Here is a 26,239-nt window from a genome sequence, read left to right as displayed (position 1 = left end):
CATACATAAAGTACAGGAGTGGAAGTATGGGAACAATTATTAATGGGAAAGAATTAGCCGAAAAGCTTCAACATGCTACAGCAAAAGAAGTTAAGGCTTTAGAAGAGGCAGGGCTGTGTCCAGGTCTTGTTGTTTTACTGATTGGTGACAATTCAGCAAGTCAAATTTATGTGAAAAACAAACAACTTGCAGCACAACGTATCGGTATTCATTCAAAGGTTATGCGGTATCCAGAAACTATTTCAGAAGAAAAATTGTTGGAAGAGATTGCTTTCTTCAATCAAGCTGATGAATTTCACGGTATTTTGGTTCAACTACCATTACCAAAACATATAGATGAAGAAAAAATTTTGTTGGCGATAGAACCAGACAAGGATGTTGATGGATTTCATCCAATGAATTTAGGACGTCTATTTGCTGGAGTTCCTCATACGATTCCTTGCACACCTTATGGCATTATGAAGATGTTTGAAGCCTATGATATTTCTTTATTCGGTAAGAGAGTTTTGATCATTGGACGTAGTAATATTGTTGGTAAACCGATGGCACATCTGATGTTATCAGAAGATGCCACTGTTACGATCGCTCATTCAAAAACAGTGAATTTACCAGAATTGGCAAGAGAAGCAGATATTTTAATTGTGGCAATTGGTCGGGGTCATTTTGTCACAAGTGAATTTATTAAACCTGGGGCTGTAGTAATCGATGTTGGTATGAACCGTAATGAAGATGGAAAATTAATTGGAGACGTAAAATTTGATGAAGTTGAACCTCTAGCCAGTTTTATCACTCCTGTTCCTCGTGGAGTAGGGCCCATGACGATTACCATGTTAATGCAACAAACAGTAGATGCCTGTCGGCGCCAGAAACTAGGTGATTGAAATGACCCAAGAGTATTTAACAGTTAGTGCTCTAAATAAATATATTAAACGTAAATTTGATGTTGATCCCTATTTAGAGCGGATCTATTTGACAGGAGAAATTTCAAATTTTCGATTAAGACCTAATAATCATCAATATTTTAGCCTAAAAGATGAACAATCCAAAATAAGTGCAATAATGTTTAAGGGTGCTTTTCAAAAACTAAAATTTGTTCCTAAAGAGGGCATGAAAGTGCTGGTTGTCGGAAGAGTGGCGCTTTACGAAGCAAGTGGAATGTATCAGATTTATATTGAACATATGGAACCTGACGGCGTAGGTGCATTGTATCAAGCATTAGCAGAATTAAAAGAGAAGTTAAACAATGAAGGTCTCTTTTCATTGCCAAAAAAAAGGTTACCACGATTTCCAAAACGAATCGCTGTACTTACGAGTCCTAGTGGTGCAGTAATCCGCGATATTATTACTACGGTAAAGCGTCGTTACCCTATCGCGCAGTTAGTTCTGTTTCCAACAGTTGTACAAGGTGACAAGGCTGCTGAAAATATTGTTAAAAATATTAAGCAGGCAGAATCTGGCGAGTTCGACACTATGATTATAGGCCGTGGTGGTGGATCAATTGAGGATTTGTGGCCATTTAATGAAGAAGTTGTGGCTAGAGCAATTGCTTCCTCAACAATACCTACTATTTCATCCGTAGGGCATGAGACAGATATAACGATTGCTGATTTGGTTGCAGACGTACGTGCTGCAACACCTACTGCAGCGGCAGAATTGGCAGTCCCTGTATTAAGCGAAGAACTTTTACGTTTGAAAGAGAAGCAAGGTCGTTTAGAAAAAGCTTATTTAAATCAATTGGAGCGAAAGAAGGAGCGTTATCAAAGAATTATGCAGTCGTATATTTTTCGTCAGCCGATGCGCTTATATGAAGCTCAGAGTATTCAATTGGATCGCTTAACTCAAAGGCTCCAACAAGAGACGAGATTGTTAGTTAATCAGCGAGAAAAGAAGCTATTACAAGCGATTAGTCGTTTTGAAAAGTCAACACCGCTCAATCGAGTCAAAAATACACACCAACAACTTGATTATTTAATTACTCGTTTGAAACAGCAAATGAGCGTTTTTATGGAGCAAAAAGAACAAGCAATGGCCCACTCAATCACGTCACTGGATTTGTTAAGTCCGTTAAAGATCATGGGCCGCGGATACACTTATACCACTCAAAATGATCAAGTGATTCGTTCGGTAGATGAACTAAATGAAAAGAATTTGACCATCCATTTTGTTGACGGAACTGTCACAACTACAATTGATAAAATTATAAAAAAAGGAGAAGAATAATGGAAAATGCAACATTTGAAGAGTCGTTGACCGAACTAGAAGCTATCGTTGCTCAACTTGAGCAAGGAGATGTTCCGCTAGAAGAGGCATTAGAAGTATTCCAAAAAGGCATGCTGTTAAGCAAACAATGCCAAGATACTTTGAGTAAAGCTGAGAAAACACTAACTAAAATGATGACAGAAAATAACGAAGAGGTGCCATTTACTGATGAGGAGGAAGCTTAACCATGCTGCAATCTTTCAGAGCAAAAGAGTTGCCGAAAGTGGAAGAAGCTATGTTAACTTTTATCAAAGAGCATACAAGCAATGAGCAATTAGAGAAAAGTATGACGTATTCTGTAAAAGCAGGTGGGAAAAGAATCCGGCCCTTGATTGTTTTAGCGACTACAGTTTCTTTTAAGGGCGAAGTTGACACGGATACCTATCACGTTGCTGCTGCGTTAGAAATGATTCACACTTATTCTTTGATTCATGATGATCTACCAGCAATGGATGATGATGATTTGCGCAGAGGAAAACCAACTAATCATAAGGTTTTTGGCGAAGCTTTAGCCATTTTGGCTGGAGATGGATTACTAACAGGAGCGTTTCAATTGTTAAGTGAAACATCTTTAGAATCAACAAAGCAAGTTTTGCTGTTCCAGTTGCTAGCCAAAGCTTCGGGTACAGAAGGTATGGTAGCTGGACAAGCTGGAGATATGGCTGCTGAAAAGCAGCAAGTATCCTTAGAAAAATTAATGAGCATCCATCGAGGCAAAACAGGGGCTCTTCTGACTTTTGCTTTTATTGCTGGGGGGATATTGGCTAACCAAACTGATTATGTTATTGAACAATTAAGGAAATTGGGTCAGCATATTGGTTTAGCTTTTCAAATCAGAGATGATCTTTTGGATGTTATTGGAACGACAGAGATGTTGGGTAAAAATGTTGGTCAGGATGAAAAATCTGAAAAGAGCACATACCCTTCTCTTTTAGGTCTAGCAGGTGCAAAAGAGGCTCTGCAAGCTGAATTGACCCTAGCTAATCAAATAGTTGAAGGGCTGGAAGAAGTTGAGGATTTTGAATCTAGTTTGTTCAATGAACTAATTGCATTGTTTGAACTATAGAGGAGAGCAGCATGAAAAAAGAACGAGTTGACATTTTAGCCTTTAATCAAGGATTATTTGAAACAAGAGAAAAAGCAAAAAGAGCAATTATGGCGGGACAAGTTTATAATCAGAATAACGAACGTCTTGATAAACCAGGTGAAAAAATTTCAGAGAATACTCAATTGCAAATCAAAGGAAAAAAATTGGCTTATGTTTCTCGTGGAGGATTAAAATTAGAGAAAGCATTACAAGTATTTGAACTTTCTATTGCTGATAAAACTGTTTTGGATATAGGCGCTTCAACTGGTGGTTTTACCGACGTAGCTCTACAAAATGGAGCAAAAATGAGCTATGCTTTAGATGTTGGATACAATCAATTAGCTTGGAAAATTCGTCAGGATGAGCGAGTAGAGGTAATGGAACGTACTAATTTTAGATATTCCAAACCAGACGACTTTGTAAAAGGTCAGCCAGATTTTTCTACCATTGATGTTTCCTTTATTTCATTAAAACTGATCCTGCCCCCTCTTAAAAATATCTTAGCTCCTGCAGGTGATGTAGTAGCACTTATTAAACCACAATTTGAAGCGGGCAAATCATTTGTTGGAAAAAAGGGTATTGTGAAAGAATCTGTTACGCATTTCAATGTTTTAAATGATATTACTAAGTTTGCTTTACAAACAGGTTTTGATGTTGAGGCAATCACTTATTCCCCCATTACTGGTGGTGAAGGAAACATTGAATTTTTAGCTCACCTTAAATTAGGTGATGTATTAGGCAAGATAAACCCAACAATTGATTTGAAAGAAATAGTAGCGCAAGCTCACCAACAATTAAGTTAGGAGGCTCCCGATGCGAAAACAAGAGCGACACCGTTTGATTACACGATTGTTGAATGAACATGATATTAAACGGCAAGAAGATTTTGTAATGGTATTAGCTAAGGAAGATGTTAAGGTTACTCAAGCCACAATTTCTCGTGATATTAAGGAAATGAAATTAATTAAAGTTCCATCGGCAAATGGTGGTTATCGTTATAGTGTTCCCCATAAAAATGAAGAAAATTTGTCTGAGCGTTTAAATGAGCTTTTGCAGGAAGCCTTTTTATCCGCGGATCAAATGGAAAAAATGGTAGTGTTAAAGACCTTACCAGGGAATGCATCCGCAGCAGCCAACCTTATTGAGAAATATTTTAATAAGAAATTATTCGCTGTTTTAAATGATGATGATAGTGTGTTAATGATTGCTCGTTTAGAAGAAAATGCGAAAGAATTATATCAAGAAATCAGCAGTCGAAGTCAAAAGGAGTAGGAGAATAAATTATGTTGCAAGAATTGACAATCAAAAATTTTGCGATTATTTCTTCTTTGCATCTAACTTTTACTAACGGAATGACAGCGTTAACCGGTGAAACAGGAGCAGGAAAATCTATTATCATCGACGCAGTCAGCCTGTTAGCAGGTGCACGTTCCTCAACAGAATACATCCGGCAAGGAAGTGATCACTGCCTATTAGAAGGTATTTTTGATCTTCCAAATCAAGTTGAGTTTGAAGAGTTGGTAGAGGAATTAGGAATTGACACGGAAGAAAGTATACTAATTGTTCAACGAGATATGAACATATCTGGAAAAAATATTTGCCGAATTAATGGAAGAACAGTGACACTAGCAAATTTGAGAAAAATTGGTCAGTATATTGTGGATATTCAGGGTCAAAATGATCATCAAGAATTAATGAATCCGGATTCTCACTTAAGATTGTTAGATAGTTTTGGCTCAAAAGAATTTCAAAAAAACAAGCGCACGTATCAAGAATCGTATAGAAAATATATTGATTTAGTTAAGCGTGTAAATAAATATAAACAAAATGAGCAATCTTTTGCACAACGGATTGATATGTTAACATTCCAACAAGAAGAAATAGGAAATGCTCAATTTGAAAATGGTGAAGAAGAACGTTTAATTGAAGAACGAGACAAATTGATGAACTTCCAAAGAATTGTTGATACTCTTTCTTATAGTTATCAAGGGTTATCTGATGATGAGGCAGGAGCGTTGGATACAATTGGATCTGTCAGTCAGGAACTTCAATCTATTGCTTCGTTGGATGAAGAGTATCAAACGATTTCTGAAAATGTTAGTAGTGCCTACTATTTATTACAAGATGCTGCGAGCGAGATAGGACGTCAGTTAGATGCTCTAGAAATGGATGAGCAAAGGTTAGAATTGGTGAATGAACGATTAGACCTTATTCATCAGTTGAAGCGAAAATATGGTGATTCTGTTGAAATCATTTTAGATTACTATCAAACAATCAGTCAAGAATTACTGGAATCAGACTTTTCAGAAGGAAAATTAGAGCAATTGGAGAATGAACTTTTGGAAAAAGAAGAGAGGCTTCTTGAAGAAGCTAATGGATTACATGCTGAACGTGGTAAAATAGCCCAGAAACTGGAAAAAGCTATCCAAAAAGAGTTAAAACAGCTATACATGGAAAATGCTCGCTTTCAGGTAGTGTTCAAAACAACAGGCTTTCAAGAGGAAGGCTTAGATCAGATTGAATTTTACATTACTACTAATCCTGGTGAACCGTTGAAACCTCTAGTTAAGGTTGCCTCAGGTGGTGAAATTTCACGAATTATGTTGGCGTTGAAAACAATATTCTCTAAAACTCAAGAGTTAACAAGTATTGTATTTGATGAAGTAGATACTGGAGTCAGTGGTAGAGTAGCCCAAGCTATTGCAGATAAAATATATCAAATCGGCGAGAACTCACAAGTACTATGCATTACACACCTACCTCAGGTAGCGGCAAAAGCAGATCACCAACTCTATATCAAAAAGGAAATTATTAATGGGCGTACGATAACCAAGGTGGAAGAGTTACCTGAAGGCAAACGAACAAACGAGATAGCTAGAATGCTAGCGGGTGCTGAAATAACTGATTTAACAGTTCAGCACGCTAAAGAACTGCTAGCAATGGCAAAACAGTAAAAAAACCGCTGTTCCAATTGAAAGGAACAGCGGTTTTTTTACATAATACTAATAAGACTACTGATTACAAGCGATCCAACGATTAAAATTAGCATGGCCCAGATAACGATTTTTGTGATTTTTGAAAAATTGCTTGTTGCTTTTTTTTCTTTCAATTTTGCCACCGTCCTTGTACATATTCATAAATATGATACTCTAAAATAGTAGTCTCTGCAAATTTACTATAACCATTATAGAAATTATAAGCAATTCTTGAGAAGTATGAAGAGAGATTGGTCTTTGTTAAGAGTTGATAAATCTACTAGATTTTAAATAAACTGAAACAAAAATGTAATGATAATGAAGTATAGTGTCGTTAGTAGTTATAAGTAGGAAGGAATGGGTGTGTTGGGTTCATTTTCACCGATTTTATTATTATGGTATGTTTTCCCTGTAATCATACTATTAGGTTCAGATTATATTGTAAGTGCATTAAAACTAAAGCAACGTTTTAATATTAAAGTACCAGATATATCTGTCCCATTTTTATTTGTAGGAATGCATGAGATTTCGAAGCATATCAGCACGTTTTCTATTTTACCGTATTTTTTACTGACAATTTTATTATTAGGGATCGCGGTGGTTTTATTCCAAGCGTATCGTTATCGTGAAATTGTTTATGGACGATTTTTCAAGATGTTTTGGCGAATGACATTTCTATTGTCTGTAGTAATGTATTTTATCTTGATTATTGCTAGTTTTATTCGCCTGATTTTTAGATAAAAGACTTTAAAAAAACTGTCGAAAACACTGATTGTCATTGGTAATCTAGTATGGTTAGTGAAGGTCAGACAACTCTGTTTATTGTTTCCTGGAAAATGTGGTAGATTGTGGGTGATTGTGGTAGACTAAACTCATGTAGTGGGGAACAGGGGTGAATCTAGATGTTCATGGGAGAATTTCAGCATAATATTGATGCAAAAGGCCGTTTAATTGTGCCATCGAAATTGCGTGAACAACTAGGTGAGAAATTTGTAGTCACTCGTGGTATGGACGGTTGTCTATTTGGTTATCCTATGACTCAATGGAATGAGTTAGAAGAAAAATTAAATGAGATGCCATTATCAAAAAAAGATGCACGGGCATTTGTTCGTTTTTTTTACTCTGCTGCAACTGAATGCGAAATTGATAAACAAGGTCGAATTAACATTCCGGCTACTTTAAGAGGACATGCCGATTTGGAAAAAGAATGCGTGATTATTGGAGTAGCGAACAGAATTGAGATATGGAACGAAACGCGTTGGCGTGAGTTTACAGTAGAAACAGAAGCTAGTTTTGATGACATTGCGGAGACAATGGTAGATTTTGGATTTTAGGGAAGAGGATTTTTGATGACGGAAGACTTTCAACATACAACTGTTTTGCTACATGAGACAGTGGCTGGGTTAGATATTAAACCTGATGGTATTTATGTTGACTGTACACTTGGCGGAGCTGGACACAGTGAATATTTGCTTCAGCAATTAAATGGAAATGGTCATCTTTATGCATTTGACCAAGACCAAAAGGCAATTGATAATGCCGAAGTACGCCTGAAAGAGTATATAAAGCGTGGACAAGTTACGTTTATTAAAGCCAATTTTAGGGAGTTGAAAGATCAACTCGCCCTACTAGATATAACTGCCGTTGATGGCATCCTATATGATTTAGGTGTTTCATCCCCGCAATTAGATGAAGCCGACCGGGGTTTCAGCTATCATCAAAATGCACCCTTAGACATGCGAATGGATCAGCATGCTTCTTTAAGTGCCTATCATGTCGTAAACGATTTTTCCTATCAAGAATTAGTGAAGATTTTTTTCCGTTATGGTGAAGAAAAATTTTCAAAACAAATTGCACGCTTGATTGAGCGTAAGCGAGAAGAGTCACCTATAGAAACTACTGGTGAACTGGTTGACCTTATTAAAGAAGCGATTCCAGCCCCTGCTAGAAGAAAAGGTGGTCACCCGGCTAAGCGAGTCTTTCAAGCTATTCGAATTGCAGTTAATGATGAATTGGGTGCAATTGAATCTTCTCTAGAACAGGCAATTCACTTGGTAGTTCCAAAAGGAAGAATTAGTGTAATTACTTTTCATTCATTGGAAGATCGTATTGTAAAGACTATATTTAAAGAGTACAGTTCACCAAAAGATGTCCCACCAGGTTTACCCGTTATACCTGAGGAATTTCAACCTCTGTTAAAATTAGTTAACAGAAAGCCAATAGGGCCATCATCTAAAGAATTGGAAGAGAATAATCGTGCGAGAAGCGCGAAATTAAGGATCGCAGAAAAAACAAAGGAAGGATAAGAATTATGGCTGAACTAAAAAATAATCAACAAACGCAGTTTGATTATTCACAACCTGAACAACCAATCCAAACGCCAGATTCTTTCGAAGTCTTTGTTTCTCCGGCGGATCGCTTAAAGAAAATCTCTCGCATTGAAAAGATTGTTGCAGTTGGACTATTAGCTATGCTTATTGGCATGGCGATTGTTATGGTGAATACAAGGAATGATATTAGCAAGACACAAAATGATATAACAAACACACAAACTGAAATTGATAAAAAAGAAAAAACAGCGACACAACTACAACAAGAGAAGAACGAACTATCTCGTTCTGATCGGTTGAAAGAAATCGCTGAGAAAGATGGACTTTCAATTAACGATGAGAATTTAAGGAAAGTGAAGTAAATGATCTTTAAAAGGATTAAGCGTAAAATCCGTAAAAAAAATCTAACTCCGATGAACAATCGCAAAAAAGTAGGTATTCTTTTATTTGCTACGAGTATTGGGTTGTTCTTTTTGTTTGCTGGGCGAATGATCTTTGTTGTAGCAGGAGGACATGTAGCTGGTACCTCGCTTGAGGAGAAAACAGAGGAGCTTTATCGTGGCGAGCAAGTGGTCCCTGCAAAGCGGGGAACTATTTATGATCGTAATGGTGAGGCTATCGCTGAAGATGCCACTTCTTATTCTATTTATGCCGTTCTATCTGAAAGATATATGTCAGGCGATGAGAAGTTATATGCTCAAGAGAAAGATTTTGATAAATTAGCGGAGATCATGCATGAACAGTTAGGTGCTAAAAAGAACAGTGCTTTGAAAAAGCTGAAAGATGGTAAGAAAAATAATCTATATCAGGTAGAATTTAATCCCTGGGGAAAAAACATTTCAGAAGAAACTAAGCAAAAGATCGAAAAATCGATGAAGCAAGCTAAAATCAGAGGCCTTTATTTTGAGGATCACACCAAGCGTATGTATCCTAATGGAGCATTTGCTTCCTATTTTATTGGATATGCTTCTCCTGATAAAAATGAGAAACTTAGTGGAGTTACTGGACTGGAAGCTGCTTATGATGACGTGCTTAAGGGGAAAGACGGAAAGATTGTCTATCAAAAAGATAATAATCAAAATCCATTACCAGGAACAGTAGCTGAAAAAAAATCTTCTGAAGATGGCGAAGATATTTATACTACGTTAGATGCTGGATTGCAAAGCTATCTAGAAACCCTAATGGATGAAGTGAGTGAAGAAACTAAACCAGTTGACATGACTGCTACATTAATGCAGGCTAAGACTGGTGAGATTCTTGCTATGTCACAACGTCCGACATACAATCCTGAAACTAAAGAAGGATTAGGAGAGGACTCTGTTTGGCGAAATATTTTGGTTGAAGACAGTTACGAACCTGGATCAACAATGAAGGTTTTTACCACTGCAGCTGCTATCAATGAGGGTATCTTTAATGAAAATGAAAGTTTTAATTCTGGCAAAATTAGTGTCGGGGACGCAACAATCAATGACCATGATTTAGGGGCTAAAGGTGTTTTGACTATGCGGCAAGCTCTTTCTTGGTCTAGTAATGTTGGTATGGTCATGTTGGAGGAGCGTTTAGGTGATAAATGGCCGGACTATTTGAAACAATTTGGTTTTGGACAAAGTACTTATTCTGGACTCCCTGGTGAAAGTAAAGGAACTATGCCTACAAGTAATATTGTCGATCAAGCAATGAGTGCCTACGGACAAGCAATTGGCGTAACAAACTTTCAAATGATGAGAGGATACACGGCCATTGCAAACGATGGAAAAATGCTTCAGCCACATTATATAAAAAAAATGGTGAATCCTAATACTAGTAAGGAAATTGTGACAAAACCTGAAGTGGTTGGAGAGCCAATCACTGCAGAAACTGCAGAGAAAGTCCGTGAATACATGCGGGATGTAGTAGAAAGTCAAAATTATGGTTCAGCATACGATCAATACAATGTACCTGGTTCTCATATTTCGGCTAAGACTGGTACAGCTCAAATTTTTAAAGATGGGTCTTATTTAACGGGGGACACCAATTATATTTATTCTATCGCATTAATGTTACCTTCTGAAGATCCCGAATTCATTTTGTACTTAACTTTGAAACAGCCTGAGCACTATCCTGAAGGTGTATTAGGGAAAATTGCAAATCCATTGTTGAATCGAGCAATGGAATTTCAATCAGAGGAAGTTGATACAAATGATACAGAAGATCAACAGGTTACAGTAGAGGATTATCGTAATCTCAAAACGGAAACTGCAGCAGGAGATGCAAACAAGCGCGGTGTAAATGCTGTAGTTATAGGAAATGGAAATAAAGTAGTAAAACAATCATCAAAACCAGGTGAGAAAGTAATGTCTAATGAACGACTGATTCTTTTAACTGATGGAGTTAAGGAGTTACCGGATGTTCGTGGATGGTCTAAAGCTGATATCTTAAAACTTTCCAATCTGCTTGATATAGAAGTGGAGTTTACTGGAGAAGGGTATTGTACAAAACAAAGTATTGAACCCTACACAGAAATCTCCAATCAAAAATTAAAAATCATCTTAAGTTAGGACTGGAGAGAAAAAAATGGAACCGGCGCAACTATTTATTGCTTTTGTTAGTAGTTTTGCGATTACTGTCGCATGGATGCCTTTTTTAATTGGCTATTTTAGAATGAAAAAACAAGGTCAAGCTATTCGTGATGAAGGGCCTGAGTGGCATAACGTAAAAGCGGGAACACCTACAATGGGGGGGGCGGGTTTTTTAACAGCAGCTGCAATCACTATTGTATGGTTTAGTATATGGCAAAACAAGATGACAGCATCACTTTTGTTGTTGCTATTTGTATTAGTATTTTATGGCATAATCGGTTTTTTAGATGATTTTCTAAAACTGGCCCGTAAACAAAATGAAGGGTTGACCTCTAAACAGAAATTTATTGGGCAAGTAGTTGTTGCTGTTCTATTTTATGTTATTTATCAAATGGAAGGATATAGTAACACTTTAAACTTTTTTGGGCTAGAATTATCGTTAGGTATCCTATACGGTCTGTTTGTCATTATTTGGTTAGTTGGTTTTTCTAATGCTGTGAATTTGGCAGATGGAATTGACGGACTAGTTTCTGGTTTAGGGACGATCTCTTTTGCAGCTTATGGTATCATTGCTTGGAAACAGCAACAATACGAGGTATTGATTGTTTGCTTAAGTGTAATTGGTGGACTGGTCGGTTTTTTTCCTTACAATAAGAAACCAGCAAAAATCTTCATGGGGGATGTTGGATCGTTATCTCTTGGAGGGTTATTAGCAGCTATCTCTATTATGCTTCATCAAGAGTGGACATTGCTACTGATTGGGTTAGTATACGTTTGTGAAACTGCTAGTGTAATGATTCAAGTTACCTCGTTTAAGTTAACAGGTAAGCGTGTTTTCAAAATGTCTCCTTTGCATCACCATTTTGAGCTATCTGGATGGTCAGAATGGAAGATTGATACTGTTTTCTGGTTAGTTGGATTAGTCGCTTCAATACTAGTTTTAGTGATTGTACTGTAGGAGATGAAGAGAATGAAGCAAGTAAAACAATACGAAAATGAAAAAGTTCTAGTCTTGGGTCTAGCCAAGAGTGGGTTTAGTGCGGCCAAGTTGTTACATCGCTTGGGCGCGCTTGTTACTGTAAATGATGGAAAACCTTTCGAAGAAAATCCAGCAGCGCAAGATTTATTAGAAGATGGTATTCGAGTAATTACAGGAAGTCATCCAATTGAATTACTAGATGAAGATTTTTCTTTAATGGTAAAAAATCCTGGAATTCCTTATAGTAACCCGTTGGTCAAAAAAGCTGAATCATTACATATACCAGTTTTAACCGAAGTAGAATTGGCTTATCAGGTTGCTGAGTGTCCGATTATTGGTATTACTGGTACGAATGGGAAAACAACAACTACTACAATGATCAGTCTCTTATTAAATCAAGATAGAGAAAAGGGGAACGCTCATTTAGCAGGGAATATCGGTTTTCCGGCTAGTGAAGTTGCTGAAAAAGCAGAATCAGTTGATGATATTGTAATGGAAATGTCTAGTTTTCAATTAATGGGAATTGACGAATTTCATCCTCAAATTGCGGTGATTACTAATATTTATGAAGCACATTTAGATTATCATGGCTCTCGTGATAATTATGTGGCAGCAAAATGGGCGATTCAGAAAAATATGAATCTGTCTGATTATTTAGTCATTAATTGGGACTCCAAAGAGCTGCAGAACCTAAGTTCACAAAGTAATGCGACCATTATTCCCTTTTCAACTAAAACGGAATTAGAAAATGGTGCTTATTTAAAAAACGGTAGATTGTATTATCAAGGCGAAAGAATCATTGAGGCGAAAGAATTAGGCGTTCCGGGTCAACATAATATTGAAAATGCGTTGGCTGCTATCGCTGTTGCTAAGCTAAAAAATGTTTCTAATGAATCAATTTACAAAGCAATGACTAATTTTCAAGGCGTTCCTCATCGTACACAGTATGTAACAACTATAAGCGGACGCAAGTTTTATAATGATTCAAAGGCTACTAATAGTTTAGCAACCAAAATGGCTTTAAGTGGTTTCGATAACAAAACTGTTATCTTATTAGCTGGTGGATTGGATCGTGGTAACGGTTTTGATGAACTAATTCCAGCATTTCATGAGATAAAAGCAATCATTCTATTTGGCGAAACAAAAAATAAGCTAGCTGAAACTGCTGAAAAAGCAGGAATAAAGAAAATTCTGTTTACTGAAAATGTTGAAACTGCGGTGCCACTAGCTTATGAATACAGCGCAGCAGGAGACAATATTTTACTTTCCCCTGCAAATGCCAGCTGGGATCAGTATTCTAGTTTTGAAATTCGTGGTGATAAGTTCACGCAGGCAGTCGGAAAGTTAGAAAAGTAGGAGAAATAATGAAGATACTTGTTACAGGTGGAGGAACTGGTGGACATATTTATCCAGCTCTTGCCTTTATTCGTTACGTTGAGAAGATCGATCCTAGTGCAGAATTTTTGTATGTGGGAACTCACCGTGGTTTAGAAAATAAAATCGTTCCTGAAACAGGAATCCCATTTAAAACTATCAAAATCCAAGGATTTAAACGTAAAATCTCAATGGATAATATAAAAACTTTACAATTATTCATGGAGAGTTTGAAACGTTCGAAAGAAATTTTGAAAGAATTTAAACCTGATGTGGTTATTGGTACTGGAGGCTATGTTTCAGGGTCTGTTGTATACGCAGCAGCACGACTAAAAATACCAACCATTGTACATGAACAAAATAGTGTACCTGGAATTACAAATAAATTTCTCAGTCGTTTTGTCGATAAAGTCGGAATTTGTTTTCCAGATGCTAAGCAATATTTTCCAGAAAAAAAGACTGTGTTGGTAGGCAATCCGCGGGCACAGGAAGTTATTGCAAATGGTAAATCAGAAGTTCTTTCAGATTATGGGCTAACTCCAGAACGACCAACTGTCTTGGTTTTTGGTGGAAGCCAAGGAGCCTTAAAAATAAATCAAGCGGTAATTCAAGCATTGCCTCAATTATCACAAAAGGACTATCAAGTACTTTATGCTTCTGGAGAGAGATATTTTCAAGAACTTAATGAAAAGTTCGATGCCGGAAAAGCTTGGTCTAATATTTCCTTACAGCCGTATATTAAGAATATGACTGACGTAATGGCCAATGTTGATTTATTGATTGGTCGTGCTGGTGCTACCTCGATTGCAGAGTTTACCGCTTTAGGACTTCCTGCAATCTTAGTTCCTAGTCCCTATGTAACTAATGATCATCAAACAAAAAATGCTCAAAGCTTAGTAGATGCTGGAGCTGTTGAAATGATCAGCGATGCTGACTTAACTGGAGAAGTTTTAATAAAAGCAATTGACTCTATTATGGACAATCATACATTAAGAGAGCAGATGGCTGAGGCCTCAAAAAAAGAAGGGATTCCCGATGCAGCAGAACGTTTGTGGAATTTAGTAACCAGTATTGTGAAATAACGAAACAGGAGGTGAATAAGCTTGAGCCATCAAGAAACACCTGATAATAACAAAGATGAAAAAAGCAAATTAACACCTTGGCAACTTGCAAACCAAGAATATCTAAAAATGCATCCTAATGAGACGGGGGACTCTCCTGCAGAGGAAACTGATCAAGATTACTTAGAGAATGAAGAAATCCCTGAAACTCCCAATGAGAAACAAACGGATCAGCTAGAAAACACAGAAGCCCATGAAGAAAATGTCGAAAAAGAGAAAAAGGGCCCTGTTAATGGGTCATTTTTAGATCGATTGCCTAATATTAGACATGAACGTAATAAGCGCCTATACAGACGATCATCAACTTTAATTCTTTTATTTATGATTCCTGCGTTGGTATTGTTGTACTATGTTTCTCCTCTGAGTAGATTGTCAGGAATCTCTATTGAAGGTAATGAGCAAATTTCATCGGAAGAAATTACTAACAAGCTAAATTTTTCAATTGGCAGTAATCTTTGGTCGCAGTATTTTAACCGAGATGAACATGTTACACGACTTAAAAAACAAGAATTAAGAATTCAAGATGCGAAGGTTCATTTTAATGGGATTAATAAATTTGCTGTGGACATTAAAGAATACAAGGAAGTAGCTTATCTAGAACACGATAATAACTATTCTCCTATACTAGCAAATGGAAGAGTAATTCCAACAAATATTAAAAAAGATCAGGATTCTTTACCCATTTTAGAAGGGTTTACTGGGCCAAAACGGATCTTAGCAGTAATGAAACAATATGATGCATTATCAGAGGAAGTTCGTCAAGGTGTTTCACAAATAAAATATGCACCTACTAATGAGAACAAAAGTCTATTGCAAATTTTTATGAACGATGGAAATCAAGTTCTTGTATCTATTCAAGGTATGAGTGATAAAATGAAATATTATCCACAAGTTGTAGAGGAAATGAATGCCAAGGACATAAAAGGTATAGTTGATATGGAAGCCGGAATTTACAGTTATCCCTATCCTGAAGAATCGTCCTCAGATAACACAGAACAAAGCACAAGTGAAAGTACGGTAGAAACTACAGCAGAAGAAACCAGCCCTTCGGTTGAAAATGATTAAAATTATCCGAAGAAAATACGGATTCTCCTTTTTAATTCTGTGTAAAATGTGGTAAAATTGGTGGCAGTGAGTATATTTGAAAGAAATATATGACGTGCTTACTGAAAGCAGATATTTTCAATCTAGATAATGAAATTTTAAGTAGGAGGGAATCCCATTCATGGCAAAAGCAGGAATGTATGTGGGCCTTGATATCGGAACAACATCTGTCAAAGTTGTAGTTGCCGAATACATCGATAGCCAAATGAATATAATTGGTGTTGGAAATGCAAAATCAGAAGGAATCAATCGTGGGATTATTGTGGACATCGATAAAACGGTTCACGCAATTCAACGAGCAGTAAAACAGGCCGAGGAAAAAGCCGGGATTCAAATTAAGAGTGTCAGTGTGGGATTGCCAGCGAACCTTCTAGAAGTTGAATCATGCCAAGGTATGATCGCTGTAAATAGCGAATCCAAAGAGATCACTGATGATGACGTTCGTAACGTTGCTTCTGCCGCAATGGTTCGTTCAATTCCTCCTGAAAGACAAATTGTAGCTTTATTACCACAAGAGTTTACTGTTGATGGATTTGACGGAATTAAGGATCCCCGAGGTATGATTGGCGTACGACTGGAAATGTTTGGTCTTGTCTTTACAGGCCCTAAAACAATTATTCACAACATAAAAAAATGTGTTGAGACAGCTGGGCTAACAGTTGCTGAAACAATTATTACTCCGTTGGCTTTAACCGAGTCGATTCTCTCTGATGGAGAAAAAGATTTTGGTACAATAGTTATTGACATGGGCGGGGGTCAAACTACAACTGCAGTAATGCATGATAAACAATTGAAGTTTACGCATGTTGATCAAGAAGGCGGAGAATATGTGACAAAGGATATTTCGATCGTATTGAACACTTCTTTCAATAATGCTGAAGCATTAAAAATCAATTATGGAGACGCTTATCCAGCAAGAACATCAGCTGAAGAAGAATTTCCAGTTGATGTTATTGGAAAGACAGAGCCCGTTAAGATTGATGAACGTTATCTAGCTGAGATTATTGAGGCTCGTTTAGAGCAAATTTTCCGTAAGGCCAAAGGTGCTTTAGATGAAATCGAAGCATTGGATCTACCAGGAGGAATCGTTCTATCTGGTGGAGCAGCTAGCATTCCAGGAGTTGTTGAGCTTGCTGAAGATGTTTTTGGTACAAATGTTAAGTTACATGTACCAAATCAGATGGGCTTGCGAAATCCAGTATTCACCAATGTGATAAGTATTGTTAATTATTCGGCTGAATTGAACGACGTGTATCATTTGGCAAAATCAGCAGTGACTGGTGAAAAAGTTTCGTTGTCACCGCAAGTTTCAGCTGTATCCACTACACCAGTCTATGATGATTATGATGCTGTGGAAGAATACGAAGAAGAAACTAAACCAAAAAATGACGAAAAAGTAACTGGGAAGATTAAAGACTTCTTCTCTAATATTTTTGATTAACTCACATAGGAGGAATAAAATATGGAATTCTCAATAGATAACAATATTAACGAAGGCGCAGTTATTAAAGTTATCGGTGTCGGCGGCGGTGGCGGAAACGCAATTAATCGTATGATCGAAGAAAACGTTAAAGGCGTTGAATTTATTGCTGCTAATACTGACGTTCAGGCTTTAAAGAACTCAAAGGCGGAAACGGTTATTCAACTAGGACCTAAGTATACGCGTGGTTTAGGCGCAGGTTCTCAACCAGAAGTAGGACAAAAAGCTGCTGAAGAAAGCGAACAATCTATTCAAGAAGCACTGCAAGGTGCAGATATGGTATTTATTACTGCTGGCATGGGCGGTGGAACTGGAACAGGAGCTGCTCCGATTGTTGCAAAAATTGCAAAAGAATTAGGTGCATTAACTGTAGGTGTTGTAACACGTCCTTTCAGTTTCGAGGGTCCAAAACGTGGCCGTTTTGCCGCAGAGGGCATTTCTTTACTTAAGGAAAACGTAGATACTTTGTTGATCATCTCTAACAATCGTTTGTTAGAAGTTGTTGACAAGAAGACACCGATGCTTGAAGCATTCCGTGAAGCGGATAATGTTCTTCGTCAGGGAGTTCAAGGTATTTCTGATTTAATTACCGCTCCTGGATATGTTAATTTGGATTTTGCTGATGTTAAAACAGTGATGGCCGATCAAGGCACTGCCCTGATGGGGATAGGTGTTGCTAGCGGTGAAGATCGTGTTGTAGATGCAACGAAAAAAGCAATTTCTTCTCCATTATTGGAAACATCTATTGATGGTGCTGAACAAGTGCTATTAAATATCACAGGTGGGTTGGATATGACACTGTTTGAAGCGCAGGATGCTTCTGACATTGTTGCAAATGCTGCTACTGGCGATGTAAATATCATTCTAGGAACTTCAATTAATGAGGAATTAGGCGATGAAATTCGTGTAACAGTAATCGCAACGGGGATTGACCCGACAAAAAAGGAGCGAAAGGCTAGTCGCGGTAACCAACGCACTAGTCAAGTTCAATCGGTGCCACAAAAACCAAATTTAGACATTGAACCTACAAAAAATAATGAATCACAATCAGCGTTTGGCGAATGGGATATTCGTAAGGAAGACAACGTCCGACCGAAAGTAGACGATACTCAATTTGAAAATATTGAAAAGAAAGAATTCGAAACTTTTACTCGTGAAGAAGTAAAACCTGAAAAAGACGAAGAGCTAGATACACCACCATTCTTTCGCCGTAGAAAATAAAAGGGGGAGAGCACATGATCGCTGATAACTTGCACACCGTTAAGCAAGAGATTCAGGAGTCGTGTGCTCTTGTTTCACGTAATTCAGGGGAAGTGACACTGATTGCGGTAACAAAGAGTGTCGACTCATCAGCTACTGAGGAATTGGTAAAGCTCGGTGTGAATAATTTAGCCGAAAATAGAGTAGACAAACTTCTTGAGAAAAAAGAAAGTTTAAGCCAGTATACTCAAATTTCTTGGCATTTGATTGGTAATTTGCAGCGCCGCAAGGTAAAATCTATTATTAATCATATTGATTATTTTCATGCTTTAGACAGTGTGCGTTTAGCGCAAGAAATTCAAAAGCGTGCTACGCATAAGATTAATTGTTTCATTGAAGTTAATATCTCAGGCGAAGAATCAAAGCATGGTATACGCCCCGAGGAATTGACAGCATTTGTTCATGAGCTAGCCGATTTATCCAATGTAAGCATTGTTGGATTAATGACAATGGCTCCCTTTGATGCAGATGACGAAACAATCCGGAGCATTTTCGCCTCCTTGAAAAATTTACAAGAAGAGATTTGTTCCTTAAAATTGAAATATGCTCCTTGCACAGAACTTAGTATGGGGATGAGCCAGGATTTTCCTCTGGCAATTATAGAAGGTGCAACCTATATTCGTGTGGGTACAGCATTATTTAAGAAAGGATAGGACAGAATCAATGGCCATTAATCTTGCAAAAATCAGTGACTTTTTCGGTTTAGCCGAGGATGAGGAAATATATGAAGAGACACCTGTTTCTCGAAAACCTGTTGCTAAACAATCTAAGAGAGAGACACGGGCACAAACAAAGCCTATGGTTAATAAGAGCAAGCAACAACAAGTAAGAAAAGAACCAATTAAGCGATCTATAGAAAATAAACAAGGTACAACTAATCAACCGGCAAGAGTACGACAGTCTGAAAAGCCAACTGTAAATAAAGAAGTAGCCTCGCCTACGAGAAAACAAGAAAAAGTGATTAATATGCCTAATAATGAAGCGATGAAAAAAAGGGTAGCGGCTCAAACTACCTCTTCTACTACAAGAGAGCGTAGACGTATTTCTGTTGTGGAGCCTAGAGCGTACAACGAAGCAATGGTAATAGCTAAAAGGATTGCTCAAGGAGAAGCCGTATTAATCAATTTTCAATCGTTAGATGAAGGGCGAGCTAGACGAATTGTGGACTTTTTAACAGGTGCTGTATATATGATAGATGGTGATATAAAACGCGTAGGAAATGAGATGTTTTTATGTACACCCACAAATATGGAAGTTGACAACGCTACCTTGCAATCAATGGACGATCAGGATATTTTTGGACTTGAACTATAAAGGAGACAATTAGTTGATATTATTTAATTTGTTAAATTTGATCAATCGTTTGGTCAATCTTTACACTGTATTATTAGTCGTATATGCCTTGCTGTCTTGGTTTCCTGGAGCATATCAATCTGCTTTAGGTAAATTGCTAGGTCGCATTTGCGAGCCGTTCTTAGATTTATTCCGTCGCTTACCTTTGCAGTTTGGTGGGATTGACTTCTCTGTTATGGCTGCGATTATCGCATTAAATTTTATTATGAGAATTCTTAATTCATTAGTATACAGCATGATTTATTAGGGGGGGTGAAGGTATGAATGAGAATGTCTATCAACATTTTCGACCTGAAGAACGCCCATTTATAGATGCTGTGAGTGATTGGTTAGAGCAAGTTGAAAGCCAGTATGCCCCTTATTTGACAAACTTTCTTGATCCGCGTCAAGCGTATATTCTTGAAACATTGACTCGAGAAATCAGTGATCTGAAATTTTTGTTTTTCGGAGGCTATGAACAGGCTGAACGTTGCCGTTGTATGATTTATCCAGAATATTTCGAACCATCTAAGGATGACTTTGAAATAGTAACGATTGAAATAAAATATCCTCAAAAATTTACAGAATTATCTCATGGAAAAGTTTTAGGAACATTGATGAGTGCTGGAATGAAACGTGACTATTTTGGTGATATTATTTCTGATGGCGAGCGTTGGCAAGTCTTCCTAGCTCGGGAAACGTCAAATTATATTGATTCGCAGATAAGTAAAATTGGTCGTGTCACTGTTCATTTAGAGGAGAGACCGTATACCGATATTATCGTTCCAAAGGATAGTTGGTCTGAAGAAAATATGACTGCCTCTTCATTAAGACTTGATGTGGTAATCTCAACCGTATATAATATTTCCAGACAGCGCTCAAAGCAGTTGGTTGAATCTGGAAAGGTAAAAGTAAACTGGAGCATTAATGAACGTCCAGATTACTTGTTAGATTTGTTGGATGTTGTTTCTATTCGTGGCTTTGGACGAATTCAAATCCAGGCAATAGAAGGAAAAACGAAAAAAGAAAAAATCCGTTTGCGCTTAGGCGTTTTACGAAAATAAACTGATGAGGTGACTTGAATGGCTTTAACTCCACTAGATATTCAAAACAAAAGTTTCTCTACTAAAATGCGTGGTTACAATCAAGATGAAGTTGATGACTTTTTAGATATGATCGTAAGAGATTACGAAGATAGTATTTCTAAGAACCGTGAACTAGAAAAGGCTTTAAAGCATGCTGAAGAGAAATTGGAATACTTCAATGAATTGAAAGAAGCTTTGAATCAATCAATTGTTGTAGCTCAAGATACTGCTGATAAAGTAAAATCTTCTGCTAGCAAGGAATCAGAAGTAATTGTAACTTCCGCACAAAATCGTGCAGATGAATTAATTACTAACGCTGAGAAGAAAGCTCATCTTCTGACTTCAACTGCTGAAGATAGAGCAAGAGAAATTTTGAGTGATGCAACTAGTCAAGCTCGCCAGTTGGCTGCTGAAACAAACGATTTGAAGAAGAAAACGCGTACGTTCCATCAACAATTGTTATTGTTATTGGAAACTCAATTGGATCAAGCTAAAAGTGGTGATTGGGAAGAAATTTTAAAACCGATGACAGCTTATGTCGATGATAGCAACGACATCATTAAAGAAGTTTTAGCTGAAGAGCTTGACAATGATCAAGAATTTACAGTAAACTCAGATGAGCCAACTATCGATTCTACTCATGATGATATGGGGTTGACTATTGATATTCCTGAGTTGATTAAAACTGATCAATCAGACGAAAACTAGAATAGAAAAGCTGATTAGAATCTTTTAGCGAGTCACTGATGGTGGGAGAGTGACAGACCCTCTAATGAGACAAGATCCTCTAGTTTGTTTTACTGGTGAAGATAAGTAACCAGTAACGATTCATCTCGTTAACGATGAAGAGGAAATCAATTTGGTTTCAAATCTGGGTGGTACCACGACAAGTTCGTCCCTTTGCGGGATGCACTTGTCTTTTTTATTTAGGAAAGGAAGTCGAAATACATTGAAAATGAAAGATACACTGCTATTAGGAAAAACGGCTTTCCCTATGCGCGGTAATTTGCCAAATCGTGAAGGCCAATGGGAGAAAGATTGGGAAGAAGATAGAGTATATGAAAAACGTCAGGAACTGAATGAGGGTAAACCATCTTTTGTTTTGCATGATGGACCCCCTTACGCAAATGGAAATATTCACATTGGTCATGCATTAAACAAAATTAGTAAGGACATCATCATTCGTTCGAAATCGATGAGTGGATTCAGGGCACCTTACGTTCCAGGTTGGGATACTCATGGTTTGCCAATTGAACAAGTACTAACAAATAAAGGAATTAAGCGTAAAGAAATGACTATGGCTGAGTATCGCCAAAAATGTTATGATTACGCGCTAACTCAAGTTGATACTCAAAGAGAAGATTTCAAGCGATTAGGCGTAGCTGGAGACTGGGAAAATCCATATATTACTTTGACACCTGATTATGAAGCAGCAGAAATTCGTGTTTTCGGTAAAATGGCCGAAAAGGGATACATCTATAAAGGGCTGAAGCCAATCTATTGGTCACCTTCTAGTGAGTCTTCTTTGGCCGAGGCCGAAATTGAATACAAAGATGTTAAATCGGCATCAATTTATGTAGCCTTTCCGGTCAAGGATGGAAAAGGATTAATAGATACAGATGCATCGTTCGTAATCTGGACAACTACTCCTTGGACGTTACCAGCTAATCAGGGTATTGCAGTTAATCCAAGCTACATTTATGTATTAGTGGAGGCAGATAGCCAAAACTATATTATTGCTAAGGATCTAGTTGAAACTGTAAAAAAAGAAATCGGCTGGGAAGATGTACGTATTGTCAAAGAGCTGAAAGGTACGGAACTAGAATACATGACTGCGGCACATCCATTCTATGATCGAGAATCACTAGTTATTTTAGGTGAGCACGTTACTTTGGATGCAGGTACTGGGTTAGTTCATACTGCTCCTGGCCATGGTGAAGATGATTATTTTGCGGGTAAAAAATACGGTTTAGAAGTATTATCACCAGTAGATGATCGTGGTGTTTTCACAGCTGAAGCTCCTGGTTTTGAGGGAGTCTTTTATGATAAGGCGAATCCAATGATTACTGATCTATTGAAGGAAAAAGGACGCTTATTAAAATTAGATTTCTTTACCCATAGTTACCCTCATGATTGGCGTACGAAAAAACCCGTAATTTATCGTGCAACACCACAATGGTTTGCCTCAATTGATAAATTCCGACAAAATATTTTAGATGAAATTGAAAAAGTAGATTGGATTATTCCTTGGGGTAAAACACGCTTATACAATATGATTCGTGATCGTGGTGACTGGGTAATTTCTCGTCAACGTGCTTGGGGTGTCCCGTTGCCCATTTTTTATGCAGAAAATGGAGAAGCGATCATTACTCCTAAAACGATTGATCACATTGCCAATCTGTTCGCAAAATATGGATCAAATGTGTGGTTTGAAAGAGAGGCCAAGGAATTGTTACCTGAAGGCTTCACTCATCCTGGATCTCCTAATGGAGCGTTCACCAAGGAAACAGATATCATGGACGTCTGGTTCGATTCTGGTTCTTCACACGAAGCGGTATTACGTCAACGTCCTGAGTTAACTTTTCCAGCTGATATGTACCTAGAAGGCTCTGATCAGTACCGTGGTTGGTTTAACTCAAGTATCACAACAAGTGTTGCAATCAATGGAGTTGCTCCTTACAAAGCTGTATTATCACAAGGATTTGCTTTAGACGGTGAAGGACGAAAAATGTCTAAATCTTTAGGAAATACAATTGTTCCCGATAAAGTAATTAAACAAATGGGTGCTGATATTCTTCGGCTTTGGGTCAGCAGTGTAGATTACGAGTCAGATGTACGGGTTTCTATGGATATTTTGAATCAAATTGCTGAGGTTTATCGTAAGATCCGCAACACGATGCGCTTTTTATTAGCAAATACAACAGATTTTGATCCCCAAAAAAATACTGTTGAATATGAAGAATTACGCTCTGTGGATAAGTATATGTTAGTTCGATTGAATCAAGTAATTAAAAGTGTGCGAGACGAAGGATACGATAAATATAATTTCGTACACATCCACAAAACAATTGTTAACTTTTTAACGACTGATTTGTCAGCATTTTATTTGGATTTTGCCAAAGATGTTGTTTATATTCAAGCAGAAGATGCGTATGAACGTCGTTGCATGCAAACTGTGTTTTATCAGGTTGCTGTAGCTTTGACAAAATTATTGACACCAATCTTACCGCATACTACGGAGGAAATTTGGTCTTTCTTGAAAGAAGAAGAAGAATATGTTCAGCTAGCCGATTTACCAAGTTATCAAGAATTTTCAAATCAAGCAGAATTGTTGGATACTTGGAAGGCATTTATGGAATTTAGAGATAATGTACTAAAAGCATTAGAAGCAGCTCGAAATGAAAAAATTATCGGACGTTCTTTAGAGGCTAAACTGACTGTTTATCCCAATGAACAAGTACGGGTATTATTGACTGCGGTGGATGCTGATTTACCACAATTACTGATTGTTTCGCCAGATTCATTCAGTATTTCAACTAAACAGGCTCCTGACACTGCAATGAAATTTGATGATGTCGCTTTATTAGTTGAAAAGGCTGATGGAGAGGTTTGTGATCGTTGTCGTCAAGTACGAACTACTGTAGGACAAGATGAAAATCTACCAAAACTATGCGCAACTTGTGCAGAAATTGTTGAAGAGAATTATCCTGAAGCAGTCTCAGAAGGATTTGAATAGTAAAAAAAAGCAAGCGATCATTTTACTGATTGCTTGCCTTTTTTCTAGTTTAATTTACCACGTTCACGATACCAGTTATCGGGATGCCAATTCCATTCATGGCCATTTTTTTCAAGCAATTCAAAGGCAGCTTTTGGCCCCATTGTTCCTGCAGCATAATTTGGAAATTCTGGTGTAGACTGATCCCAGGTTTGACGAATACGATCAACGATCTCCCATGAATTGGCAACTTCATCCCAATGAGAGAAGTTTGTCCCATCACCACGTAAAGCATCCAATAATAACTTTTCATATGCTTCTGGACTGTTTTCAGTTACTTCAGCCGATTGACGGAAGTCCATTTTTACTGGCTCCGGATTAAAACCTTGACCAATTTGTTTGCCATTTAAGGTTAGTGAGAATCCTTCTGTAGGCTGAATATAAATTGTTAATACATTTTGAGCTAATTCTTGTTTATCTTCATTATCGAAATGAAAAACATTAACTGGGACTTGTTTAAAGATCACATTAATACGAGTGCCTTTTTCAGTCATACGTTTTCCAGTGCGTATATAAAACGGAACGCCTGACCAACGGAAGTTATCAATTAAAAACTTTCCTGCAACAAAAGTTTCAGTTGAAGAATATTCAGCTACATTGGGTTCTTTACGATAAGAGACAAACTTAGTATTATCTAACTCACCGGCGTCATATTGACCACGTACAAAATTTTCTTCTACTTCTTCTGGTGTGTAACGACGAATGGCTTCTAATGCTTTCACTTTTTCTAGACGGAGTGACTCATCAGAGAAGGAAACTGGAACTTCCATCGCCAATAGAGAAACTACCTGCAAGATATGATTTTGCACCATGTCTTTTAGCGCACCGCTATTCTCATAGTAGCCTCCGCGATCTTCGACCCCTAAACTTTCAGAAAAAGTAATTTGGATATTGTCGATGTAACGGTTATTCCACATAGATTCGAAGATATTATTGGCAAACCTAACTACCGCAATATTTTGAATCATCTCTTTACCAAGATAGTGATCAATTCGAAAAATGTCTTTTTCAGGAAAAACAGCTCGTATCTGTTGGTTTAATTCATTAGCGGATTCGTAATCAAAGCCGAATGGTTTCTCAATTACTAAACGATTGAAGCCATCTTTGGTTACGATTCTTTGTGATTGCAAATGTTGAACAATTGTACCGAAAAATTGAGGTGCCATGGCCAAGTAATAAATACGGTTACTAGATAAATCATATTGCTCATCCAGTTTTTCCGTTAAAACACGTAATTCATCATAGTGTTTAGTGTCATTCACATTATGCGAAAGATAATAAAAATGACTGGAAAATTCTTCTGCTTCTTCTGTTGTTGGGTTTAACTCTTGAAGAGTTTCTTTGACAACTTCGCGATAATGTTCATCACTCCAAGGTCTGCGGGCAGTTCCAATAACTGCAAAGTGGTCTTTCAAATTTCCTTTTTTATATAAGCGGAATAATGAAGGATAAAGCTTTCGTTTTGCTAAATCTCCAGTACCGCCAAAAATCGTAAATAGTGCCGCTTGTTCCATGTAATT

26 protein-coding genes are annotated in these 26,239 nt (G+C 37.4%); 24 read left to right on the top strand and 2 right to left on the bottom strand.

Annotated features, from left to right (window positions below; translation table 11 throughout):
- The first annotated feature begins 26 nt into the window (after positions 1-26).
- From IGI49_RS07645 to recN, 7 genes are read left to right on the top strand one after another with little or no spacing between them, the layout of a single operon-like run.
- On the top strand, positions 27-881 hold the full coding sequence (locus tag IGI49_RS07645) for a bifunctional methylenetetrahydrofolate dehydrogenase/methenyltetrahydrofolate cyclohydrolase (protein ID WP_429964025.1): 855 nt from the start codon (positions 27-29) through the stop codon (positions 879-881).
- A 1-nt stretch (position 882) separates the two neighbouring features.
- On the top strand, positions 883-2,220 hold the full coding sequence (gene xseA / locus IGI49_RS07640) for an exodeoxyribonuclease VII large subunit (protein ID WP_207701241.1): 1,338 nt from the start codon (positions 883-885) through the stop codon (positions 2,218-2,220).
- Positions 2,220-2,444, top strand: a complete 225-nt coding sequence (locus IGI49_RS07635) for an exodeoxyribonuclease VII small subunit (RefSeq protein ID WP_207701242.1) — start codon at positions 2,220-2,222, stop codon at positions 2,442-2,444. The genes xseA and IGI49_RS07635 overlap by 1 nt, the downstream gene beginning before the upstream one ends.
- Positions 2,445-2,446: 2 nt before the next feature.
- A complete protein-coding gene (locus tag IGI49_RS07630) occupies positions 2,447-3,325 on the top strand; it encodes a polyprenyl synthetase family protein (RefSeq protein ID WP_429964024.1) in 879 nt (292 codons plus the stop codon).
- Between the two features lie 11 nt (positions 3,326-3,336).
- Entirely contained in the window at positions 3,337-4,149 is an 813-nt protein-coding gene (locus IGI49_RS07625; RefSeq protein WP_429964023.1) for a TlyA family RNA methyltransferase, read from the top strand.
- A gap of 10 nt (positions 4,150-4,159) precedes the next feature.
- Complete coding sequence (locus tag IGI49_RS07620; protein ID WP_207701245.1) at positions 4,160-4,618, top strand: arginine repressor; 459 nt, start codon at positions 4,160-4,162, stop codon at positions 4,616-4,618.
- An 11-nt stretch (positions 4,619-4,629) separates the two neighbouring features.
- Positions 4,630-6,300, top strand: coding sequence for a DNA repair protein RecN (recN, locus tag IGI49_RS07615; protein WP_429964022.1), 1,671 nt, complete (start codon positions 4,630-4,632; stop codon positions 6,298-6,300).
- Between the two features lie 38 nt (positions 6,301-6,338).
- Here recN and IGI49_RS07610 read toward each other — a convergent pair whose 3' ends face one another.
- On the bottom strand, positions 6,339-6,464 hold the full coding sequence (locus tag IGI49_RS07610) for a DUF4044 domain-containing protein (protein WP_429964021.1): 126 nt from the start codon (positions 6,462-6,464) through the stop codon (positions 6,339-6,341).
- 214 nt (positions 6,465-6,678) lie between these two features.
- Here IGI49_RS07610 and IGI49_RS07605 point away from each other — a divergent pair, with 214 nt between their 5' ends.
- From IGI49_RS07605 to ileS, 17 genes are all read left to right on the top strand, one after another.
- Positions 6,679-7,062 carry a DUF3397 domain-containing protein gene (locus tag IGI49_RS07605; RefSeq protein WP_429964020.1) on the top strand — a complete coding sequence of 128 codons (384 nt, stop codon included), beginning with the start codon at positions 6,679-6,681 and terminating at the stop codon, positions 7,060-7,062.
- A 161-nt stretch (positions 7,063-7,223) separates the two neighbouring features.
- On the top strand, positions 7,224-7,655 hold the full coding sequence (mraZ, locus tag IGI49_RS07600) for a division/cell wall cluster transcriptional repressor MraZ (protein WP_207701249.1): 432 nt from the start codon (positions 7,224-7,226) through the stop codon (positions 7,653-7,655).
- Positions 7,656-7,670: 15 nt separating this feature from the next.
- Entirely contained in the window at positions 7,671-8,627 is a 957-nt protein-coding gene (rsmH, locus tag IGI49_RS07595) for a 16S rRNA (cytosine(1402)-N(4))-methyltransferase RsmH (RefSeq protein WP_207701250.1), read from the top strand.
- Positions 8,628-8,632: 5 nt separating this feature from the next.
- On the top strand, positions 8,633-9,013 hold the full coding sequence (gene ftsL / locus IGI49_RS07590) for a cell division protein FtsL (protein ID WP_207701251.1): 381 nt from the start codon (positions 8,633-8,635) through the stop codon (positions 9,011-9,013).
- On the top strand, positions 9,014-11,188 hold the full coding sequence (locus IGI49_RS07585) for a penicillin-binding transpeptidase domain-containing protein (protein WP_429964019.1): 2,175 nt from the start codon (positions 9,014-9,016) through the stop codon (positions 11,186-11,188). It begins immediately after the preceding gene.
- A gap of 16 nt (positions 11,189-11,204) precedes the next feature.
- Positions 11,205-12,167, top strand: a complete 963-nt coding sequence (gene mraY / locus IGI49_RS07580) for a phospho-N-acetylmuramoyl-pentapeptide-transferase (RefSeq protein ID WP_429964018.1) — start codon at positions 11,205-11,207, stop codon at positions 12,165-12,167.
- A gap of 12 nt (positions 12,168-12,179) precedes the next feature.
- Positions 12,180-13,544, top strand: coding sequence for a UDP-N-acetylmuramoyl-L-alanine--D-glutamate ligase (murD, locus tag IGI49_RS07575; protein WP_429964017.1), 1,365 nt, complete (start codon positions 12,180-12,182; stop codon positions 13,542-13,544).
- An 8-nt stretch (positions 13,545-13,552) separates the two neighbouring features.
- On the top strand, positions 13,553-14,644 hold the full coding sequence (murG, locus tag IGI49_RS07570; RefSeq protein WP_429964016.1) for an undecaprenyldiphospho-muramoylpentapeptide beta-N-acetylglucosaminyltransferase: 1,092 nt from the start codon (positions 13,553-13,555) through the stop codon (positions 14,642-14,644).
- A gap of 21 nt (positions 14,645-14,665) precedes the next feature.
- A complete protein-coding gene (locus IGI49_RS07565) occupies positions 14,666-15,748 on the top strand; it encodes a cell division protein FtsQ/DivIB (protein WP_429964015.1) in 1,083 nt (360 codons plus the stop codon).
- A 160-nt stretch (positions 15,749-15,908) separates the two neighbouring features.
- The gene (gene ftsA / locus IGI49_RS07560) at positions 15,909-17,228 is read left to right on the top strand and encodes a cell division protein FtsA (RefSeq protein WP_207701256.1); all 1,320 of its coding nucleotides are present in this window, start codon (positions 15,909-15,911) and stop codon (positions 17,226-17,228) included.
- A gap of 21 nt (positions 17,229-17,249) precedes the next feature.
- The gene (ftsZ, locus tag IGI49_RS07555; RefSeq protein ID WP_207701257.1) at positions 17,250-18,488 is read left to right on the top strand and encodes a cell division protein FtsZ; all 1,239 of its coding nucleotides are present in this window, start codon (positions 17,250-17,252) and stop codon (positions 18,486-18,488) included.
- Between the two features lie 14 nt (positions 18,489-18,502).
- Positions 18,503-19,180 carry a YggS family pyridoxal phosphate-dependent enzyme gene (locus IGI49_RS07550; RefSeq protein ID WP_429964014.1) on the top strand — a complete coding sequence of 226 codons (678 nt, stop codon included), beginning with the start codon at positions 18,503-18,505 and terminating at the stop codon, positions 19,178-19,180.
- Between the two features lie 10 nt (positions 19,181-19,190).
- Positions 19,191-19,841, top strand: coding sequence for a cell division protein SepF (locus IGI49_RS07545; RefSeq protein WP_429964013.1), 651 nt, complete (start codon positions 19,191-19,193; stop codon positions 19,839-19,841).
- A 13-nt stretch (positions 19,842-19,854) separates the two neighbouring features.
- Positions 19,855-20,127 (top strand): YggT family protein, encoded by a 273-nt coding sequence (locus tag IGI49_RS07540; RefSeq protein ID WP_207701260.1) that lies wholly within the window; start codon positions 19,855-19,857, stop codon positions 20,125-20,127.
- A 13-nt stretch (positions 20,128-20,140) separates the two neighbouring features.
- Positions 20,141-20,923: an RNA-binding protein gene (locus IGI49_RS07535; protein WP_429964012.1), complete on the top strand. Its 783-nt coding sequence runs from the start codon at positions 20,141-20,143 to the stop codon at positions 20,921-20,923.
- 18 nt (positions 20,924-20,941) lie between these two features.
- Positions 20,942-21,652 (top strand): DivIVA domain-containing protein, encoded by a 711-nt coding sequence (locus IGI49_RS07530; protein ID WP_207701262.1) that lies wholly within the window; start codon positions 20,942-20,944, stop codon positions 21,650-21,652.
- 241 nt (positions 21,653-21,893) lie between these two features.
- Complete coding sequence (ileS, locus tag IGI49_RS07525; RefSeq protein ID WP_429964011.1) at positions 21,894-24,680, top strand: isoleucine--tRNA ligase; 2,787 nt, start codon at positions 21,894-21,896, stop codon at positions 24,678-24,680.
- Between the two features lie 44 nt (positions 24,681-24,724).
- Here the strand turns inward: ileS and zwf are convergent, their stop codons facing one another.
- Positions 24,725-26,233, bottom strand: a complete 1,509-nt coding sequence (zwf, locus tag IGI49_RS07520; RefSeq protein ID WP_429964010.1) for a glucose-6-phosphate dehydrogenase — start codon at positions 26,231-26,233, stop codon at positions 24,725-24,727.
- Positions 26,234-26,239: the final 6 nt, after the last annotated feature.

Origin of the sequence: Enterococcus sp. AZ071, assembly GCF_050499065.1 — a bacterium.
Classification (GTDB): domain Bacteria; phylum Bacillota; class Bacilli; order Lactobacillales; family Enterococcaceae; genus Enterococcus_A; species Enterococcus_A ferrettii.
This window is presented reverse-complemented; position numbering and strand designations above follow the sequence as displayed.

Excerpts from the sequence above, each read along its gene's own strand:
- IGI49_RS07645 (WP_429964025.1), top strand. The coding sequence starts at position 27 with ATGGGAACAATTATTAATGGGAAAGAATTAGCCGAAAAGCTTCAACAT.
- xseA (WP_207701241.1), top strand. The coding sequence starts at position 883 with ATGACCCAAGAGTATTTAACAGTTAGTGCTCTAAATAAATATATTAAA.
- IGI49_RS07635 (WP_207701242.1), top strand. The coding sequence starts at position 2,220 with ATGGAAAATGCAACATTTGAAGAGTCGTTGACCGAACTAGAAGCTATC.
- IGI49_RS07630 (WP_429964024.1), top strand. The coding sequence starts at position 2,447 with ATGCTGCAATCTTTCAGAGCAAAAGAGTTGCCGAAAGTGGAAGAAGCT.
- IGI49_RS07625 (WP_429964023.1), top strand. The coding sequence starts at position 3,337 with ATGAAAAAAGAACGAGTTGACATTTTAGCCTTTAATCAAGGATTATTT.
- IGI49_RS07620 (WP_207701245.1), top strand. The coding sequence starts at position 4,160 with ATGCGAAAACAAGAGCGACACCGTTTGATTACACGATTGTTGAATGAA.
- recN (WP_429964022.1), top strand. The coding sequence starts at position 4,630 with ATGTTGCAAGAATTGACAATCAAAAATTTTGCGATTATTTCTTCTTTG.
- IGI49_RS07605 (WP_429964020.1), top strand. The coding sequence starts at position 6,679 with ATGGGTGTGTTGGGTTCATTTTCACCGATTTTATTATTATGGTATGTT.
- mraZ (WP_207701249.1), top strand. The coding sequence starts at position 7,224 with ATGTTCATGGGAGAATTTCAGCATAATATTGATGCAAAAGGCCGTTTA.
- rsmH (WP_207701250.1), top strand. The coding sequence starts at position 7,671 with ATGACGGAAGACTTTCAACATACAACTGTTTTGCTACATGAGACAGTG.
- ftsL (WP_207701251.1), top strand. The coding sequence starts at position 8,633 with ATGGCTGAACTAAAAAATAATCAACAAACGCAGTTTGATTATTCACAA.
- IGI49_RS07585 (WP_429964019.1), top strand. The coding sequence starts at position 9,014 with ATGATCTTTAAAAGGATTAAGCGTAAAATCCGTAAAAAAAATCTAACT.
- mraY (WP_429964018.1), top strand. The coding sequence starts at position 11,205 with ATGGAACCGGCGCAACTATTTATTGCTTTTGTTAGTAGTTTTGCGATT.
- murD (WP_429964017.1), top strand. The coding sequence starts at position 12,180 with ATGAAGCAAGTAAAACAATACGAAAATGAAAAAGTTCTAGTCTTGGGT.
- murG (WP_429964016.1), top strand. The coding sequence starts at position 13,553 with ATGAAGATACTTGTTACAGGTGGAGGAACTGGTGGACATATTTATCCA.
- ftsA (WP_207701256.1), top strand. The coding sequence starts at position 15,909 with ATGGCAAAAGCAGGAATGTATGTGGGCCTTGATATCGGAACAACATCT.
- ftsZ (WP_207701257.1), top strand. The coding sequence starts at position 17,250 with ATGGAATTCTCAATAGATAACAATATTAACGAAGGCGCAGTTATTAAA.
- IGI49_RS07550 (WP_429964014.1), top strand. The coding sequence starts at position 18,503 with ATGATCGCTGATAACTTGCACACCGTTAAGCAAGAGATTCAGGAGTCG.
- IGI49_RS07545 (WP_429964013.1), top strand. The coding sequence starts at position 19,191 with ATGGCCATTAATCTTGCAAAAATCAGTGACTTTTTCGGTTTAGCCGAG.
- IGI49_RS07535 (WP_429964012.1), top strand. The coding sequence starts at position 20,141 with ATGAATGAGAATGTCTATCAACATTTTCGACCTGAAGAACGCCCATTT.
- IGI49_RS07530 (WP_207701262.1), top strand. The coding sequence starts at position 20,942 with ATGGCTTTAACTCCACTAGATATTCAAAACAAAAGTTTCTCTACTAAA.
- zwf (WP_429964010.1), bottom strand. The coding sequence starts at position 26,233 with ATGGAACAAGCGGCACTATTTACGATTTTTGGCGGTACTGGAGATTTA.